Source organism: Achromobacter kerstersii (assembly GCF_902859595.1).
GTDB lineage: Bacteria > Pseudomonadota > Gammaproteobacteria > Burkholderiales > Burkholderiaceae_B > Achromobacter > Achromobacter kerstersii.
Map to the genome: position 1 here is coordinate 1,940,670 of NZ_CADIJQ010000001.1, position 16,143 is coordinate 1,956,812.

14 protein-coding genes are annotated in these 16,143 nt (G+C 66.1%); 8 read left to right on the top strand and 6 right to left on the bottom strand.

Translation table 11 applies throughout. The features are described 5' to 3' along the window. Positions 1-25: 25 nt before the first annotated feature. The 4 genes from HV765_RS08595 to HV765_RS08610 all read left to right on the top strand — a co-directional run bounded on the left by HV765_RS08595 (position 26) and on the right by HV765_RS08610 (position 3,884). Positions 26-541 (top strand): DUF2271 domain-containing protein, encoded by a 516-nt coding sequence (locus tag HV765_RS08595; protein ID WP_054424901.1) that lies wholly within the window; start codon positions 26-28, stop codon positions 539-541. 32 nt (positions 542-573) lie between these two features. Next, complete coding sequence (locus tag HV765_RS08600; protein ID WP_175169393.1) at positions 574-1,374, top strand: DUF4198 domain-containing protein; 801 nt, start codon at positions 574-576, stop codon at positions 1,372-1,374. A gap of 79 nt (positions 1,375-1,453) precedes the next feature. Further along, the gene (locus HV765_RS08605; RefSeq protein ID WP_175169566.1) at positions 1,454-2,416 is read left to right on the top strand and encodes an FAD:protein FMN transferase; all 963 of its coding nucleotides are present in this window, start codon (positions 1,454-1,456) and stop codon (positions 2,414-2,416) included. A gap of 4 nt (positions 2,417-2,420) precedes the next feature. Further along, on the top strand, positions 2,421-3,884 hold the full coding sequence (locus tag HV765_RS08610; RefSeq protein ID WP_175169394.1) for a sulfite reductase subunit alpha: 1,464 nt from the start codon (positions 2,421-2,423) through the stop codon (positions 3,882-3,884). 77 nt (positions 3,885-3,961) lie between these two features. Here the strand turns inward: HV765_RS08610 and HV765_RS08615 are convergent, their stop codons facing one another. Both HV765_RS08615 and HV765_RS08620 read right to left on the bottom strand, forming a co-directional pair. Further along, positions 3,962-4,921: a tripartite tricarboxylate transporter substrate binding protein BugE gene (locus HV765_RS08615; RefSeq protein ID WP_175169395.1), complete on the bottom strand. Its 960-nt coding sequence runs from the start codon at positions 4,919-4,921 to the stop codon at positions 3,962-3,964. Between the two features lie 115 nt (positions 4,922-5,036). Beyond that, on the bottom strand, positions 5,037-6,485 hold the full coding sequence (locus HV765_RS08620) for an N-acyl-D-amino-acid deacylase family protein (protein WP_217483348.1): 1,449 nt from the start codon (positions 6,483-6,485) through the stop codon (positions 5,037-5,039). 89 nt (positions 6,486-6,574) lie between these two features. On the opposite strand from HV765_RS08620, the gene HV765_RS08625 reads away from it, so the two are divergent. Next, positions 6,575-7,546, top strand: coding sequence for a LysR family transcriptional regulator (locus HV765_RS08625; protein WP_175169396.1), 972 nt, complete (start codon positions 6,575-6,577; stop codon positions 7,544-7,546). A gap of 70 nt (positions 7,547-7,616) precedes the next feature. Here HV765_RS08625 and HV765_RS08630 read toward each other — a convergent pair whose 3' ends face one another. Genes HV765_RS08630 through HV765_RS08640 form a run of 3 tightly spaced genes read right to left on the bottom strand, consistent with a single transcriptional unit; the run spans position 7,617 to position 10,140 of the window. Beyond that, positions 7,617-8,072, bottom strand: coding sequence for an SRPBCC family protein (locus HV765_RS08630; protein WP_054424890.1), 456 nt, complete (start codon positions 8,070-8,072; stop codon positions 7,617-7,619). Between the two features lie 11 nt (positions 8,073-8,083). After that, positions 8,084-8,914, bottom strand: coding sequence for a phosphoenolpyruvate hydrolase family protein (locus HV765_RS08635; protein WP_175169397.1), 831 nt, complete (start codon positions 8,912-8,914; stop codon positions 8,084-8,086). An 11-nt stretch (positions 8,915-8,925) separates the two neighbouring features. After that, a complete protein-coding gene (locus HV765_RS08640; RefSeq protein WP_175169398.1) occupies positions 8,926-10,140 on the bottom strand; it encodes a Tm-1-like ATP-binding domain-containing protein in 1,215 nt (404 codons plus the stop codon). A gap of 162 nt (positions 10,141-10,302) precedes the next feature. Here HV765_RS08640 and HV765_RS08645 point away from each other — a divergent pair, with 162 nt between their 5' ends. Continuing rightward, a complete protein-coding gene (locus tag HV765_RS08645; RefSeq protein ID WP_175169568.1) occupies positions 10,303-10,950 on the top strand; it encodes a TetR/AcrR family transcriptional regulator in 648 nt (215 codons plus the stop codon). Positions 10,951-11,051: 101 nt separating this feature from the next. Beyond that, a complete protein-coding gene (locus HV765_RS08650; RefSeq protein ID WP_175169399.1) occupies positions 11,052-12,713 on the top strand; it encodes a CehA/McbA family metallohydrolase domain-containing protein in 1,662 nt (553 codons plus the stop codon). 90 nt (positions 12,714-12,803) lie between these two features. Here HV765_RS08650 and clpB read toward each other — a convergent pair whose 3' ends face one another. Next, complete coding sequence (gene clpB / locus HV765_RS08655; protein ID WP_175169400.1) at positions 12,804-15,410, bottom strand: ATP-dependent chaperone ClpB; 2,607 nt, start codon at positions 15,408-15,410, stop codon at positions 12,804-12,806. A 208-nt stretch (positions 15,411-15,618) separates the two neighbouring features. Here clpB and HV765_RS08660 point away from each other — a divergent pair, with 208 nt between their 5' ends. Then, a complete protein-coding gene (locus tag HV765_RS08660; protein WP_175169401.1) occupies positions 15,619-16,056 on the top strand; it encodes a gamma-glutamylcyclotransferase family protein in 438 nt (145 codons plus the stop codon). Positions 16,057-16,143 lie beyond the last annotated feature (87 nt).

Here is a 16,143-nt window from a genome sequence, read left to right on the forward strand (position 1 = left end):
CATCGATCCGCCCCTGGAGAATTCCATGCGCAAACTGTTGTTGTCGGCCGTTTTGGCCGGCGCCATCGCCCGAACGGCCAACGCGGCCGACATCAGCGTATCCATCGAGGTGCCGCGCCTGGATGTGGCCGAGTACCACCGCCCGTATGTGGCGATCTGGATCGAGAACCCCGACCAAAGCGTCGCCACCGATCTGGCCGTTTGGTACGACGTGGCCAAGAAGAACAACGAAGGCACCGAGTGGCTGAAAGACATGCGCCAATGGTGGCGCCGCAGCGGCCGCAACCAGCAGTTTCCGGTGGACGGCGTCAGCGGCGCGACCAAGCCCGTGGGCAAGCATGCCCTGAGCTTTGATGCGGCGTCCAAGCCCTTGGCCGCGCTCAAGCCCGGCCAGTACGCCGTGGTGGTTGAAGCCGCCCGCGAAGTCGGCGGCCGCGAGCTGCTGCGCATTCCCTTCCAGTGGCCGCCGCAAAAGGCTGAGCAACTGACGGTGCGCGGCGAACACGAATTGGGCGCGATCGCGCTCGACCTCAAACCCTGATGCCCCCCTACACGCCTTCAAGGAGCGCAACCATGAAATCCGCCGCCAAACTGGCCGCCGCCCTGGCGCTGTGCCTGCCCTTCGCCGCCCACGCGCATGACGTGTGGATGGTGCCGTCGTCCACCGTGCTGTCGGGCACCGACAGCTGGATCACCGTCGATGCCGCTGTTGGCAACGACAAGTTCTACTTCAACCACGCGCCGCTGCGCCTGGACGGCCTGGCCGTCGTCGCGCCCGATGGCAGCGCCGCCGAAGCCGAAAACCTGAACCGCGGCAAGCTGCGCAGCACGTTTGATTTGCAGTTGAAGCAAAGCGGCACCTACCGCGTGGCGGTCGTCAACGACGGCGTGTTCGCACGCTGGAAAGAAGACGGCAAGAACAAGCGCTACTTCGGCAAGGTGGAAGGCATGGCCCAAGCCGTGCCGGCCAACGCGCAAGAGCTGGAAGTGTCGCAAAGCCTGGGCCGCGTCGAAACGTTCGTGACGGCGGGCAAGCCCACGCCGGTCAAGCCGGTGGGCCGTGGCCTGGAGCTTGCGCCGGTCACGCATCCCAACGACCTGTTCACGGGCGAAGAAGCCACGTTCCAGATGTTGATTGACGGCAAGCCCGCCGCCGAACTGGAACTGAACGTCGTGCCGGGCGGCAGCCGCTATCGCGACAAGGTCGGCGAAATCAAGCTGAAGACCGACAAGGACGGCAAGTTCGCAGTGAAGTGGGCGCAGCCGGGCCTGTACTGGATTGAAGCCGGTCTGGAAGACGCGAAGGTCACCGTGCCGCAAGCGAAGAAGCGCCGCCTGTCGTACGCCGGCACCGTCGAAGTGCTGCAACCCTAAGCGGACACGCGTGTCCACGCCCCCTTCCTACGCGCCACGCGGCGCGGCGGCTCCCGTCGTCCGCGTGGCTTACGGCACCATGCCCGCGCCGCTGCCCGAGCTTGCCGCGCTGGCGGGCGCGACCATGGGCACGACTTGGTCCGCGCGCATGGCGTTGCCCGCCGGCTGCGGCAGCGACGCCGCGCGGCGCGCCATCCAGGCCGCGCTGGACGAGGTGGTGGCGCAGATGAGCACGTGGGAAGCGGACTCGGACATCACGCGTTTCAATCAAGCGGCGCCCGGCTGGCGGGCCTTGCCCGACGGCTTCTTCCATGTGCTGCGCCACGCGCTGGCGCTGGCGGAAGACAGCGGCGGCGCTTACGACCCCACCGTGGGGCCGCTTGTGAACGCATGGGGCTTTGGTCCGCACCAACGCGCATTCGAACCGCCCTCTTCTGCTGCGATCGACGCCGCCCGCGCCCGTTGCGGCTGGCAGCGCGTGACGCTGGACGCCGCCGCCCAAGCCGCGTGGCAACCGGGCGGCGCGTATATCGACCTGTCTTCCATCGCCAAAGGCTACGGCGTGGACCGCGCCGCGATGGCGCTGGACGCGTTGGGTATCTCGCAATACCTGGTGGAAGTGGGCGGCGAATTGCGTGCGCGCGGCCTGCGGCCCGATGGGCAGCCCTGGCGCGTGGCGATTGAAGTGCCCGACGCCAGCGATGACCACGTGCTAGCCTTGCCGCTGGAAAACCGCAGCATCGCCACATCAGGCGACTACCGCCGCCACGCTGGCAGCGGCGACGCGCGCTATGCCCACACCATTGACCCGCGCACCGGCCAGCCCGTGCGCAACAACGTCGCATCCGTCTCCGTGCTGCACCCGGTGTGCATGCAGGCCGACGCCTTGGCCACGGTGCTGACAGTGCTGGGCGAAACGGACGGCCTGGCCTACGCCCGCCGTCACGATCTGGCGGCGTTGTTCATCTTGCGCGATGCCGATGCCGACGCTTACCGCGTCATCGCCACCCCAGCCTTTCAGGCGCTGGCGCTGCCCCGCTGAACTTATGAGCCTGACCCGATTGATTGCAGCGGCGTGCGTGGTGGGCGTGTGGTTGCTGCTCTGCCTGTGGGCGTGGCGGCGCGCCCGTCAGCACGACGCCCAACAGGCGCAGGCGCTAGCCGCCTTGAATGCCCCGGCACCCGACGACACCATGCTTGTCGCTTACGCCACGCAAACGGGCTATGCCGAATCGCTCGCCGCGCAGACCGCAGAGTCGCTGCGCGCGGGCGGATTAAGCGTGCGCGTGGCGGCCCTGGATCAGCTGGATGTGGCGCGGCTGTCTGGCTACCGGCGCATGCTGTTCGTGGCCAGCACGTACGGCGAAGGCGACCCGCCGGATGCTGCGGCGGCGTTCGCGGGCCAGATGCAGCCCCGAGCTTCTTCCCCGCCTGCAGCCGCAGTCACAGCCGCAGCGAGGAATGCAACCACTTCCGCAGCCACTGCCGCAACCACCGCTACCGACGCAACCGCCCCCGCCCTCTCAGGCGCGCAATACGCCGTGCTGGCATTGGGCGACAGCGAATACGCGCAGTTCTGCGGCTTCGGCCATCGGCTCAACGACTGGCTGCATGAGCAAGGCGCCACCCCCTTGTTCGACTTGGTCGAAGTGGACAATGGCGACCCCGCCGCGCTGCGCCACTGGCAGCATCACCTGGGCTTGCTGGCCGGCCGCAGCGACCTGCCCGACTGGCAAGCGCCCGTCTATGAAACCTGGCGGCTCACCGGGCGCAAGCTGCTCAACCCCGACAGCCAAGGCGGCCCGTGCTATCTGCTGACGTTGACGCCGCCCGCCGGGCAAACGCCGCACTGGCTCGCGGGCGATATCGCTGAAATCGGCCCCCGGCAGGAACGTGGCGGCGCGCTGCTGGCGCACCGCGAATACTCCATTGCGTCGGTGCCTGAAGATGGCTCGATTCAACTGCTGGTGCGCCAGATGCGCAGCGCCGATGGCGGGCTGGGCGTAGGCAGCGGCTGGCTGACTCACATTGCGCGAGTGGGCGACGAGATCGACCTGCGCGTGCGCACCAACCGTAATTTCCATGCGCCGATTGATGACCGGCCGTTGATCCTGATCGGCAACGGCACAGGGCTGGCGGGCCTGCGCGCGCTGATCAAGGCGCGGCGCGCGCGGGGCCATCACCGCAACTGGCTGGTGTTTGGTGAACGCAACGCGGCGCATGACGCGTTCTGCGGAGACGAGATCACGGCCTGGCGTATCGACGGCACGCTGGCGCGCGTGGACACCGTCTATTCCCGCGACCAGCCCCAGCGCCGCTACGTGCAGCACCTGCTGCGCGAGCAAGCCGGCACGCTGCGGGACTGGGTAGAAGACGGCGCCGCCATCTATGTGTGCGGCAGCCTGCAAGGCATGGCGGGCGGCGTGGACGCCGCGCTGCAAGACATCCTGGGCGACGACCGCCTGCAAGCCTTGCAGCACGACGGCCGGTACCGGCGCGACGTTTACTAGCAACGCCGTCTGAAGCCGTCAGTACCGACGCGGCGTTTACAGCCGCTTCGTCCGGCGCGGATGCCGCCCCCGCTTCCTTATTGCAGCTTGATCTGCGCGCGGTCGATCACCGTCTTCCAGCGGTCGCGTTCCGTGCGGATCTGATCGCCAAATTCCGCCGGCGTATTGCCCAGCGGAAACGCGCCCGTTTCTTCCATCTTGGCCGCCGTGGCGGGGTCGCGCACGGCTTGCGCGAATGCCTTCGCCAGCTTGTCGCGCACGTCTTCCGGCATGCCGGCCGGGCCGACGACGCCGTACCACGCGGTGACGTCGTAATCCTTGTAGCCCTGCTCCGCAAACGTCGGCACGTCCGGCAGGCGCGGGTTGCGCTCGGTGCCGGTGATGGCCAAGGCGCGCAGATGCTGGCTCTTCAGGTACGGCAACGACGACGGGAAGTTGTCGAAGATCACCGGCACCACGCCGCCCACCGTATCGGTCAGCGCGGGCGCCGAGCCCCGGTACGAAATGCTGTTCATCTTGCCGCCGATGAGTTGCAGAAACCAGATCATGCCCAGATCGTTCACGCCGCCTGCGCCCGCGTTGGCGTAGCCGTCCTTGTTGGGATTGGCGCGCACATGCGTGACGAAGTCGGCCAGCGTCTGCGCGGGGTATTTCGGATTCACGCTCAGGATGTTGGGGCTGGTGACCAGGTTGCTGATCGGGGTGAAGTCCTTGACCGGGTCATACGCCAGGTTGGGAAACAGGTGCGGCGCGGTGCCGTGCGTGCTGACCGTGGCCAGGCCCACGGTGTAGCCGTCGGGCTTGGCGCGCGCGGTGGCGGCCATGCCGATGGTGCCAGACGCGCCGGTGCGGTTCTCCACCACGATCTGCTGGCCCAGGATCTCGCCCGCCTTCGCCGCCGCCAAACGGCCGACGATATCAGTGGGACCGCCCGCCGGGAACGGCACGATCAGCGTGATGGGGTGGTCGGGAAAAGCGGCGTGGGCGGCGGGCAGCACGGCCGCGAGCAACACAGCGGCACAGGTTTTGCGCATCATGATGGGGTTGTCTCCTACGGGATAGGGGGGTTGTTATTGGGGTTTTTATTGGGTTGTTATTGGGTTGTTATTGATTGTTTATTGGCGTGATGACGGTGCGCACGTTGGCGCGCGATCACCCTGCCGCGGCCTCGCGCCGCAAAATCTTGCCCGGCCGCGCCATGCCTTCCACGGCGGGAAACACCGGCTGCCCATTCACCAGCACGTGCTCAACGCCCACCGAGGGCAACGTGGGCGATTCCCACGTGGCGCAATCCAGCACGGTATCCGCGTCAAACACCACAACGTCCGCCCACGCCCCCGGGCTCAGTTGGCCCCGGCCCGACAGCCCGAACACACGCGCGGGCAAGGCCGTCATCTTGGCGACGGCGGCCTCAAGCGTCAGCAGTTCGGCCTCGCGCACGTAGCGGCCCAGCACGCGCGTGAAGCTGCCCCACAAACGGGGATGCGGATGCGCGTCGTTGGGCAGGCCGTCTGAACCCACCATGCAGCAGTCATGCTGGAAGATGCGCTGTACTTCGGCGTCGTCCATCGCAAAGTAGATGGCACCTGCGGGGCAAAGCCGTTCTGCCGCTTCCTGTTTGCCGCACCCCCAGCGCGCCGCGATGTCGGCAAGCGATTCCCCGCTGCATTCGGGATGCGGCACCGACCACGTAATGCGGATGTCATCAATGCTGTCGGCGCGTTCCGGGATCAGGATGGTGGAGCTGCCCGGGTACGGGTAGATGTCCAGCGCCACGTCCACGCCTTCGGCGCGCGCGCGGTCGATGTTGGCCAGCGTGGCGCGGCTCTTGCCCCAGTTGCGCGGCATCATGCATTTGTGGTGCGACAGCACGGTCGCGCAGCCGGTGTTGCGGCCCACGGACAGCACTTCGTCTACCGCCGCTTCGACGTCATCGCCCTCGTTGCGGATGTGGCTCGTGTGCAGCGCGCCTTCTGCGGCGGCCACGCGTGCCAAGCCGTCCAGTTCCGCTTGCTCGGCCGCAACGCCGGGCTGATACGCGAGACCCGTGCTGAAGCCCACCGCGCCTGCCGCCAACGCATCGGCCAGCATGCGCTCCATGGCGCGTTGCTCGTCAGGCGTGGGTGCGGCCGCCGGGTCGCGCATGGCGGCCAGACGCAGATTGGCGTGGCCGACCAGCGCCGCAACGTTGATCATCGGTTGCTGCGTGCGCAGCGTATCGAAATAGGCGTGCATGTCGGCGAACAAGGGTGTCTCACCCAGCAGCGCAAGCGCCGCTGCGGTGTTGCCGGGCAAGGGCGCGGGCGCGCCGCTGACGCCACAGTTGCCCACCACCACCGACGTAATCCCCTGGCTGGTCTTCCATTCCAGACCGGGTTTTTCCACGAACATCAGGTCATCGTGGCCATGCGAATCAATGAAGCCCGGCGCCACGATCTTGCCGCGCGCGTCCAGCCGGCGCGTGGCGGCGGCATGGGACAAGTCACCGATGGCCGCAATGCGCTCGCCCGCTACCGCCACATCGGCGCGCTGGCGTGCTCCGCCCAAGCCGTCAATAACCCAGCCGCCTTCAATGATCAGATCGAATTTTTCCTGTTGCATGATCGCCCTGCCTGGATGAAGCCCCTAGTATCGTCGGCGTGATCAATCTGGAAAAATTGTTTTTATTGATCCATCTATCGTGGTTTGAAATGAATCGTCTGCCCAAGCACGTCACCCTGAAGCACTTGACTGCGTTTGTCGCGGTGGCCCAGGAATCCAGTTTCACGCATGCGGCCAAGCGCCTGTTCCAAACGCAGTCGTCGGTGACGAGCCTGGTGCGCCAACTGGAAGACGCGCTCGCCACCCAGCTCTTTGCGCGCACCAGCCGGCGCGTGTTGCTGACGGCGGCGGGCGAAGAATTCCTGCCGCGCGTGATGCGGTTGCTGGCGGATTTTGATGGCGTGATCGAAGACGTGGTGCGCTTTGGGGCGTTGGAGCGCGGGCGCGTGGGCCTGGCGGCGGCGCCATCGGCCATTACGGAAATCATCGCTCCTGCGGCGGCGGCGTTTGCGGCGCAGTACCCGGCCGTGCGCCTGTACTTAAGCGACGACAACTCCGGCCGCATCCAGCGCAAAGTGGCCGCGCGCGAGGTGGACTTCGGGCTGACCAGCCGCTGGGCCGACGCCCCCGGCCTGCGCTTTGATCCCTTGCTGGAAGACCGCTTCGGTGTGCTGTACCGCGCCGACGACGACAGCCTGCGCCCGGGCCGCGACGGCACCATGCGCTGGTCGGATCTGGCGCAACGCAAGCTGGTGGGCGTGGTGGACGAAACCGGCATCATGGCGCTGCTGCGCGCCCGCGCCGACTTGCCGATCGAGGCTGGCGCACCCTTCTACGAAGCGTCCAGCACAACGTCGCAAGCGGCGCTGGTGAAGGCGGGCCTGGGCGTGGCGCTACTGCCCGCGCTGGCCGCGGAACGCGTACTGGAACCCGGCCTGGCGTACGCCTTGCTGGCGCGGCCCACCGTCGTGCGCACGGTGTGCATCATCCGGCACAAGGAATATCCGCTAAGCCCCGCCGCGCAAGCGCTGATCCGCGCCATTCATGACTATCTGCGGGGCGCCGTGCTGCCCGCCGGCTGCAAGCGCGTGCCGGCGAACAGAAAGACCTTGGCGGTGTAGCGGCGAACAGGAAGGCTCGGGCAGCGTAGCGGCGATCGCCAGGCGGAACGGGCCGCAGCTCAATTCGCGATCAACCCTGCACTGACCCCGCGCGCACCTTCTCATCCAGCGCCGCCAGCCCCGCCGCGAAAACGCCCTGGCCCACGGCCTTGGCCACGTCGGCGAGTTCGGCGCCTTCCACGCGGAAGTCCGCCCACCATTCCACCAGCGTATGGCCGCTTTCGGTGATGGGGCGCAGCGACACGCCGGCGATGTAGTCGCGCATCGGCAAGCTGGTCTCGATGATGGAATAGCGCAGCGCCGTGCCGGGGTCGTCCAGCATCAGCAACTGCTCGCGCACAAAGCCCGAGGGCTTGAGCGCCAGATATCGCACGCTGCCCACCGCGTCGTGGCGACCGTCGGCTTCCAGCCGGCTTTGCGCGATGCCCGGATGCCACCCGGCCAGGCCGTTGAAGTCACGGAACAAGGGCCAAACCTTGTCCAGCGGCGCGTGGATGATGGCACTGACGTGTACGGTGTGCGGCATGGGAACGCCTCTTAGAAGGTCAGGTTTTTGAACTCGCGCGTGGCAGCGGTCAGCGCTTGTTCGGTGGGCAGGCGCTCCATGGAGCTGGCGCCATAGAAACCGTGGCAATGCTTGCAGGCGCGCAGCACGTGCGCGGCGTCGTCAGGCGTGGCGATGGGGCCGCCATGGCACAGCACGATGATGTCCGGGCGCACGGCCAGTGCGGCTTCGGCGATGCGGTCGATGGCGGCGACGCAGCCGTCCAGCGTCTGCGACGTTTCGGCGCCGATGGAACCGCCGGTGGTCAGGCCCATGTGCGCGACGATGATGTCGGCGCCCGCTTTCGCCATGGCCACCGCATCGTCTTCGTTGAACACGTAGGGCGTGGTCAGCATGCCCTTCTTGTGCGCCAGACGGATCATGTCGACTTCCAGCGCATAGCCCATGCCGGTCTCTTCCAGGTTGGCGCGGAAGGTGCCGTCAATCAAGCCCACGGTGGGAAAGTTCTGCACGCCGGAAAATCCCTGGCGCTTCAGGTCGTCCAGGAACACATCGAAATCGCAGAACGGGTCGGTGCCGTTCACGCCGGCCAGCACCGGCGTCTGCTTCACCACCGGCAGCACTTCGCGGCCCATGTCGACCACGATCTCGTTGGCGTTGCCGTAGGCCAGCAAGCCGGCCAGCGAGCCCCGGCCGGCCATGCGGTAGCGGCCCGAGTTATAGATCACGATCAGGTCGATGCCGCCCGCTTCTTCGCACTTGGCTGACAGCCCCGTGCCTGCGCCGCCGCCCACGATGGGCGTGCGCGCGCGCACCATGGCGCGAAACTTGTCCAGCAGCTCGTTACGGTCAAAACGCGGCATGACGGCAATCCTTAGTGTGTAGCAATGTCAAGAAAGTGATCGACCGCCGTCTTGGCGAACAGCGGGTCGTTGATGTGGCACGGCACGCGCACCAGGCGGCGGTTGGGCGTCTGCACCAGATGCGCTTCCAGCGCGGCGAATAAGGCGGCATCGGCCTCGGGGTTCCAGAACGCCTGGCCCGGCGCGTCCAGCGCCGAAACGCCGCCTTCGGGAATCAAAAAGCGCACCGGCCCGTTGCATTGATTCAGCCTCGCGGCGATCCATTCGCCCTGCCGCGTGTTTTCCTCGACCGTGGTGCGCATCAGCGTCACCTGCGGATTGTGCGGATAGAACTGGCGGCCTTGATAGCGTTCGGGAATGGTCTCCATACCGCCAAAATTCACCATGTCCAGCGCGCCGCAAGATCCAACATAAGGCGCGCCCGTGCGCGCCACCGCGCCGAAGCGGTCTTCGGTGCAGGCCAAGACGCCGCCGAACAGGAAGTCGCACACTTCCGTTGTCGTCAGGTCCAGCACGCCGCCCAGCAGATGGCTGTCCAGCAGCTTTTCCATCGACTGCCCGCCCGTGCCCGTGGCGTGAAATACCAGGCAGTCGTAGCGCGATTCCAGCAAAGGCGTTACCTGCTGCACGCAGGCGGTCGTCACACCGAACATGGTGATGCCAACGGCAGGCCGGCTGTCGTCTTCGGCAGCAATGCTATCCGCCATCCGGAACGCGCCTGCGACGGCGCCTGCCGCATTGGCCAGCACGCGGCGTGAAATGCGGTTAAGACCGGCCACGTCGGTCACGGAATACATCATGGCGATATCAGAGGGCCCGACATACGGCGCGACATTGCCCGAGGCCATCGTCGACACCATCAGTTTGGGCGTGCCGATGGGCATGGCTCGCATCGCGGGGGTGATCAGCGCGGTGCCGCCCGAGCCGCCCAGGCCCAGCATGGCGCCAATGCCGTCATGGCCGGCCGCATAGCGCTCAAAGGCCAGCGCCATGGCGGCGATTGCGGTGCCGCGGTCGCCGGTGAAGACGGCGTCAACGCCATCGGGATGGCTGCGCGCCACCTCTTGCGCCTGCACCTGCGCCGCGCTGGCGGCGCCCGAGGTGGACACGTCTACCGACACCACGTCCAGCCCGTCGCGCTTGAGCAGATTCACGACGTACTCGGCTTCGTGGCCCTTGGTGTCGTAGGTGGCGGCAACAAAGACCCGCCGATTCGAATGCGTCATGGCTCCTCCGCGGGCGGCTACACTCGGTGCGCGCCTCGATATGTGAGGCCGCTAGGCCTGTAGAATCAAGAAATGAGACGAAAGAATCATACTGAGACACCTGTCTCACGTCAAACCTTAGCCCCTGCCAAACCCGCCGCCGGATCGGGCGCGGCTGCCCGCCTGATCGCACCCGCCAGCCCGCAGGCCGCGGCCAGCGGCGAACCGCCTCACGGCCCGCGCGCCCGCATGCGCAAGACGCTGCTGGACGCCGCGCAGCAGTTGATGGCTCAAGGCATTACGCCATCGGTCGCGGAACTGGCCGAACACGCCCAGGTATCGCGCGCCACCGCCTACCGCTACTTTCCCAGCCAAAGCGCGCTGATCGCCGCCGTGGTGGACGAGAGCCTGGGCCCCATCCTGGCGTGGGACTCCACCGCGCCGGATGCCGCGACGCGGGTCGATGAGCTGCTGCGCTTTGCCTACCCCCGGCTGGCATCGCACGAAGCGCCGCTGCGCGCCGCCATCATGGTGTCTTTGCAGCAGCACGCCGAAGCCGCTGCGGGCAAGTCCACCGCCGAACCGCGATTGGTGCGCGGCCACCGTGTCGACATCCTGAAGCGCGCCATCGCGCCGTTGGCGGCAGAGCTGTCGGCGGCCGAGCAGGCGCGCGTGGCGCAAGCGTTGTCGCTGGTGTACGGCACGGAGGTGTTTCTGGTGTTGAAAGACATCTGGAATCTGGACCTGCCCGCGGTGACGGACGTGGTGCGCTGGACGGCCAACGCCATCATCAACCAGGCGCTGGCGGACGCGAACGCAGCGAAGCCGTAGCCCCTGACGCGCGGCTGTCATGGCCGCGTCACCCGCCGCCTGCATAGTTCCGCGTTTTGCGGCCATGCCTTTCGCATGCCGCCAAACGTTGGAGTGTGTCCATGCAGTTCGAAGTATCCCGCTTGCGGCGGGCCATCATGCCCTTGTCGCTGGCTTGCGTCACCCTGTTGAGCGCGTGCGGCGGCAGTGATGACGATGACGAAACCGTGACAGCGCCCACCCCGCCGGCCGTCACCGAACCCGCGCCGCCCGTTGAGCCGAAGCCGCCGGTTGAAACCGGCGCCTGGAGCGCGGGCGACCTGCATGTGCACACGTACCAATCGGACGACGCGCAAGTCAGCCTGGAAAGCGCGCTGGACCAGGCCTTTGACCGCTACAAGCTGGACTGGGCCGCCATTTCGAACCACTTGCGCCTGTCTGGCCGTGACCACACCGGCACCGCGCTGGCAGGCGGCTCCATTCCGTTTTCCAGCGGCATGGCGCAGTACGAAGTGCCTTTCATCCAAAGCGCGCAGGCCGCAGGCCGCTATGTCGGCAAGATCATCTTCTCGTCGTTCGAATGGGACATGCCCACGCATGACCACGTGAACATCGGCATTGGCACAAACGACCCGATGTCGGCCAAGTCGCTGCAAGCGGTGGCCGAATTCGAATACCTGTTCACCAACCGCGACCCCGCGCTGTTCGACCCGCTGCTGGTATCGCGCTTGTCGGGCGAAACCCGCGCGTTCACCACGCATGCCGATTCGCTGGCCGCGCTGAAGTGGCTGCGCGACAAGCACCCCGACAGCTACATGCTGCTGAATCACCCGTCGCGCTATGCCGGCAAGTACACGGTCGCGCAACTGCGCGAGATGAACGACCTGGCTCCGTCCGTCTTCTTCGCCATTGAAGGCATGGTGGGCAACCAGATGGAGCCGGACCGCGGCGGCTACGCCACGGCCTACACCAACGCCTTCCTGCCCAACCGCACGTATGGCGGCGTGGACTATCTGGTCGCGCACTTGGGCGGCACGTGGGACGCGCTGTTGGGTGAAGGCCGGCGCATCTGGACGGTGGCTGATTCCGACTTCCACTTCCGCACCGCATCGGGCCTGTACAGCTCTGGCTACGCGCCCGGCGAATACGCCAAGACGCACGTCTGGAAAGACGGCAACGACATGGCGGCCGTGGTCGCGGGCTTGAAGAGCGGCCGCGTGTTCGGTGTGTTCGGCGACCTGATCGACGCGCTGGACTTCCAGGCCAAGGGCGCGGCGGGCGCTGTGCACATGGGCGGCGAACTGCAAGCCGCCAAGGGCGAGAAAGTGGAAGTCACCATCCGCTTTCGCAGCCCCGACAGCAACCACTACGAATACCCGATCGAAAGCGGCAACCCGACCTACGTGAAGCCCACCGTCAACCACGTGGACCTGATCGTGGGCGACGTGGGCACGCGCGCCGCCGCCGGCACCGCGGGTTACGACGCCGACACCAACCCCACGACCCGCGTGCTGGCTCGCTTCACGCGCGCCGATTGGACGGTGGACGCCGAAGGCTACAACGTCATCAAGACGACGGTGACGGCGGACAAGAGCCAGTACCTGCGCTTGCGCGGCACGAACCTGGGCGTGGACGTGGCGGGCGAAACGGCAGCGGGCGAACCGCTGCCCGACGCCAAGGTGGACCTGGCGGATAACGCCGCCCGCTTCAACGCCATCAACGCGCGCAACTACAACGACCTGTGGTTCTACTCGAACCCGGTGTTCGTGACGGTCGCGCAGTAACGCTGGTGGAAGCAGACTGGATGTGAATCCCGTCGCAGGCAAAAAAAAGCCCAGCGCACACATGGCGCTGGGCTTTTTCGTTTGCAGCACTTACTGCAAGGTGCGGGTGAAGATGAATTCCCCGTCTTGCCAATCGACCGGCACCACATCGCGCGGCCCGAACTTGCCTTCCAGGATCAGGCGCGCCACCGGGTTCTCGATCTGTTGCTGGATCGCGCGCTTCAAGGGGCGCGCGCCAAACACCGGATCGAAACCGGAGCGGGCCAGTTCCGCCAAGGCGGCCTCGGTCACTTCCAGGCGCATCTCCTGCTTTTCCAACCGCGCGCCAAGGCGGCGCAATTGGATGCGGGCGATGGACTCGATGTGCTGCGCTTCCAGTCCGTGGAACACGACCACTTCGTCGATACGGTTCAGGAATTCGGGCCGCAGCGTCTGCTTCAACTCGCCCCACACCACTTCCTTCACCACGTCATACGGTTGGCCGGCCAGGCTCTGGATGTGATGCGAACCCAGGTTCGACGTCATCACGATCACCGTGTTGCGGAAGTCCACCGTGCGGCCCTGGCCATCGGTCAGACGGCCGTCGTCCAGCACTTGCAGCAGCACGTTGAACACGTCCGGATGGGCCTTTTCGACCTCGTCCAGCAGCACCACGCTATACGGCTTGCGGCGCACGGCTTCGGTCAGGTAGCCGCCCTCTTCGTAGCCCACGTATCCCGGCGGCGCGCCAATCAGCCGCGCCACCGAATGCTTCTCCATGAACTCGCTCATGTCGATGCGGATCAGGTGCTCTTCGGAGTCGAACATGAACTCGGCCAGCGCCCGCGTGAGTTCGGTCTTGCCCACGCCGGTAGGGCCCAGGAACAGGAACGAACCGTAAGGCCGCGCCGGGTCGGCAAGACCCGCACGCGAACGCCGGATGGCGTCGGACACCAGCCGCACGGCCTCGTCCTGGCCCACCACACGCTTGTGCAGAAACTCTTCCATGTGCAGCAGTTTTTCGCGTTCGCCCTGCATCATCTTCGACACGGGAATGCCGGTGGCGCGCGACACGACTTCGGCAATTTCTTCGGCGCCGACTTTGGTGCGCAGCAGACGCGGACGGCTTTCGTCGCCCTCGGCGTTTTCAGCGGCCTGCGCAGCGCCCACTTCGGCGGCCTTCAGGCGCGATTCCAAGTCCGGCAGCTTGCCGTATTGCAGTTCAGCCAGCTTGTCGAATTGACCCTTGCGCTGCAACTCCGCCATTTCGGCGCGCACGCTGTCGATCTCTTCCTTGATGGCCTGCGTGCCTTGCACGGCGGCCTTTTCGGCCTTCCAGATTTCTTCGAAGTCGTTGTATTCGCGTTGCAGCTTTTCCAGTTCGTCTTCAATGACGCCCAGGCGGCGCTTGGACGCGTCGTCGGTTTCCTTCTTGACGGCTTCGCGTTCGATCTTCAACTGGATGATGCGACGGTCAAGCTTGTCCATCACCTCGGGCTTGGAATCGATTTCCATGCGGATGCGCGCACCGGCTTCGTCGATCAGGTCGATGGCCTTATCGGGCAGGAAGCGGTCGGTGATGTAGCGGTGCGAGAGCTCGGCCGCGGCCACGATTGCCGGGTCGGTGATTTCAACCCCGTGGTGGATTTCATAGCGTTCCTGCAAACCGCGCAGGATCGCGATGGTGGATTCCACATCGGGTTCGTCGACCAGCACCTTCTGGAAGCGCCGCTCCAGCGCCGCATCCTTTTCGATGTACTTGCGGTATTCGTCCAGCGTGGTGGCGCCAATGCAATGCAGCTCGCCGCGCGCCAGCGCCGGCTTGAGCATGTTGCCGGCGTCCATCGCGCCTTCGGCCTTGCCCGCGCCCACCATGGTGTGCAGCTCGTCGATGAAGACGATGTTGCTGCCGTCGTCCTGGCCCAGCTCTTTCAGCACGGCCTTCAGGCGCTCTTCGAATTCACCGCGGAACTTGGCGCCGGCCAACAGCGCAGCCAGGTCCAGCGACAGCACGCGCTTGCCGCGCAGGCTCTCGGGCACTTCGTCGTTGACGATGCGCTGCGCCAGGCCTTCGACGATGGCGGTCTTGCCCACGCCGGGTTCACCGATCAGGACCGGGTTGTTCTTCGTGCGGCGTTGCAGGATCTGGATGGTGCGGCGAATTTCGTCGTCGCGGCCGATCACCGGGTCGAGCTTGCCTTGGCGGGCGCGCTCGGTCAGGTCCATCGTGTACTTGGACAGGGCTTCGCGGTTGGATTCGCCTTCGGCGCCCGAGACGTTTTCGCCGCCGCGCACGGCGTCGATCGCGGACTCCAGGGCCTTCTTTTGCAGGCCGGCATCACGCAGGATGCGGCCGGCTTCGCCCTTGTCGTCGGCCAGCGCCAGCAGGAACAATTCGCTGGCGATATAGGTGTCGCCCCGGCGCGCGGCTTCCTTGTCGGTGCGCGTGAGCACGGCGTTCAGGTCACGGCCGACCTGGACGTTGTCGTCGCCTTGCACCTGGGGCAGCGACTTCAGGGCGCTTTCCAAGGCGGGTTGCAGGCGGTTCACCGCCACACCGGCGCGCGCCAGCAGGCTGCTTGCTCCGCTGTCCGGATCGGACAACAGCGCCGACAGCACGTGTACGGGCTCGATGTAGGGGTGGTCGTTGCGGGCGGCCAGACTTTGGGCGTCGGCCAGGGCTTGCTGGAACTTGGTAGTCAGTTTGTCGAATCGCATAATGGTCGTTTGGCTTGTTGGGGAGCCTGACCGATACGTGCCGGCTGGCTCGATATCCTGAATATGCGGTCGGATGAGAGAATTTCAACACCTGCCGCACACGGGTTTGCTTCGACATTCATTCAGACGTGCATTCAGACGTGCATTCAGACGCAGATCCAGACATCTATCCAGACATCCATCCGGACATGGATCAATAAACCGACCTATGAGCATATACGTTTTTGTCTACGGCACCCTACGTGCCGGCGAAATCAATGACCTGGCCAAAGCCGCCGCCCAGCGCGGGCTGCCCGCCGCCGAATGGGTCGGCGCGGCCACCGTGCCGGGCGTGCTGGTCGACTTCGGCGACTGGCCCGGGCTGATCCCGGTGGCCGATGGGCGGCGGGTGCGCGGCGACGTCTACCGGGTCGATCCCGGCCTGATCGCCTTGATGGACGAGATCGAAGAATATGTGCCCGGCCAGCCCTGCTGTTTTGTGCGCCGCGACGTCACCGCGCGCCTGGATACGCCCGCCGACGGCGTCCATGACATCGCCTGCCAGTACTACCCGATCGACCCCGCGCTGCGAGCCGCAGCCATCGATATCGCGGGCGACGACTGGATCGCGCACCGCCGCAGCCGAACCGGTGGAGACGCCCCGTAAGACGGGCGTAGTAACAACCGACTACAATGGAATTTGTCTTCACGCTTTTACACCCGTCCCTGCCCTTTGCGGTGCGACGGGCACTCT

Bases quoted from the DNA above. Each gene is read 5' to 3' on its own strand.
- HV765_RS08615 (WP_175169395.1), bottom strand. From the start codon at position 4,921: ATGATGCGCAAAACCTGTGCCGCTGTGTTGCTCGCGGCCGTGCTGCCC.
- HV765_RS08660 (WP_175169401.1), top strand. From the start codon at position 15,619: ATGAGCATATACGTTTTTGTCTACGGCACCCTACGTGCCGGCGAAATC.
- HV765_RS08650 (WP_175169399.1), top strand. From the start codon at position 11,052: ATGCAGTTCGAAGTATCCCGCTTGCGGCGGGCCATCATGCCCTTGTCG.
- HV765_RS08595 (WP_054424901.1), top strand. From the start codon at position 26: ATGCGCAAACTGTTGTTGTCGGCCGTTTTGGCCGGCGCCATCGCCCGA.
- HV765_RS08625 (WP_175169396.1), top strand. From the start codon at position 6,575: ATGAATCGTCTGCCCAAGCACGTCACCCTGAAGCACTTGACTGCGTTT.
- HV765_RS08630 (WP_054424890.1), bottom strand. From the start codon at position 8,072: ATGCCGCACACCGTACACGTCAGTGCCATCATCCACGCGCCGCTGGAC.
- HV765_RS08635 (WP_175169397.1), bottom strand. From the start codon at position 8,914: ATGCCGCGTTTTGACCGTAACGAGCTGCTGGACAAGTTTCGCGCCATG.
- clpB (WP_175169400.1), bottom strand. From the start codon at position 15,410: ATGCGATTCGACAAACTGACTACCAAGTTCCAGCAAGCCCTGGCCGAC.
- HV765_RS08640 (WP_175169398.1), bottom strand. From the start codon at position 10,140: ATGACGCATTCGAATCGGCGGGTCTTTGTTGCCGCCACCTACGACACC.
- HV765_RS08620 (WP_217483348.1), bottom strand. From the start codon at position 6,485: ATGCAACAGGAAAAATTCGATCTGATCATTGAAGGCGGCTGGGTTATT.
- HV765_RS08605 (WP_175169566.1), top strand. From the start codon at position 1,454: ATGCCCGCGCCGCTGCCCGAGCTTGCCGCGCTGGCGGGCGCGACCATG.
- HV765_RS08600 (WP_175169393.1), top strand. From the start codon at position 574: ATGAAATCCGCCGCCAAACTGGCCGCCGCCCTGGCGCTGTGCCTGCCC.
- HV765_RS08610 (WP_175169394.1), top strand. From the start codon at position 2,421: ATGAGCCTGACCCGATTGATTGCAGCGGCGTGCGTGGTGGGCGTGTGG.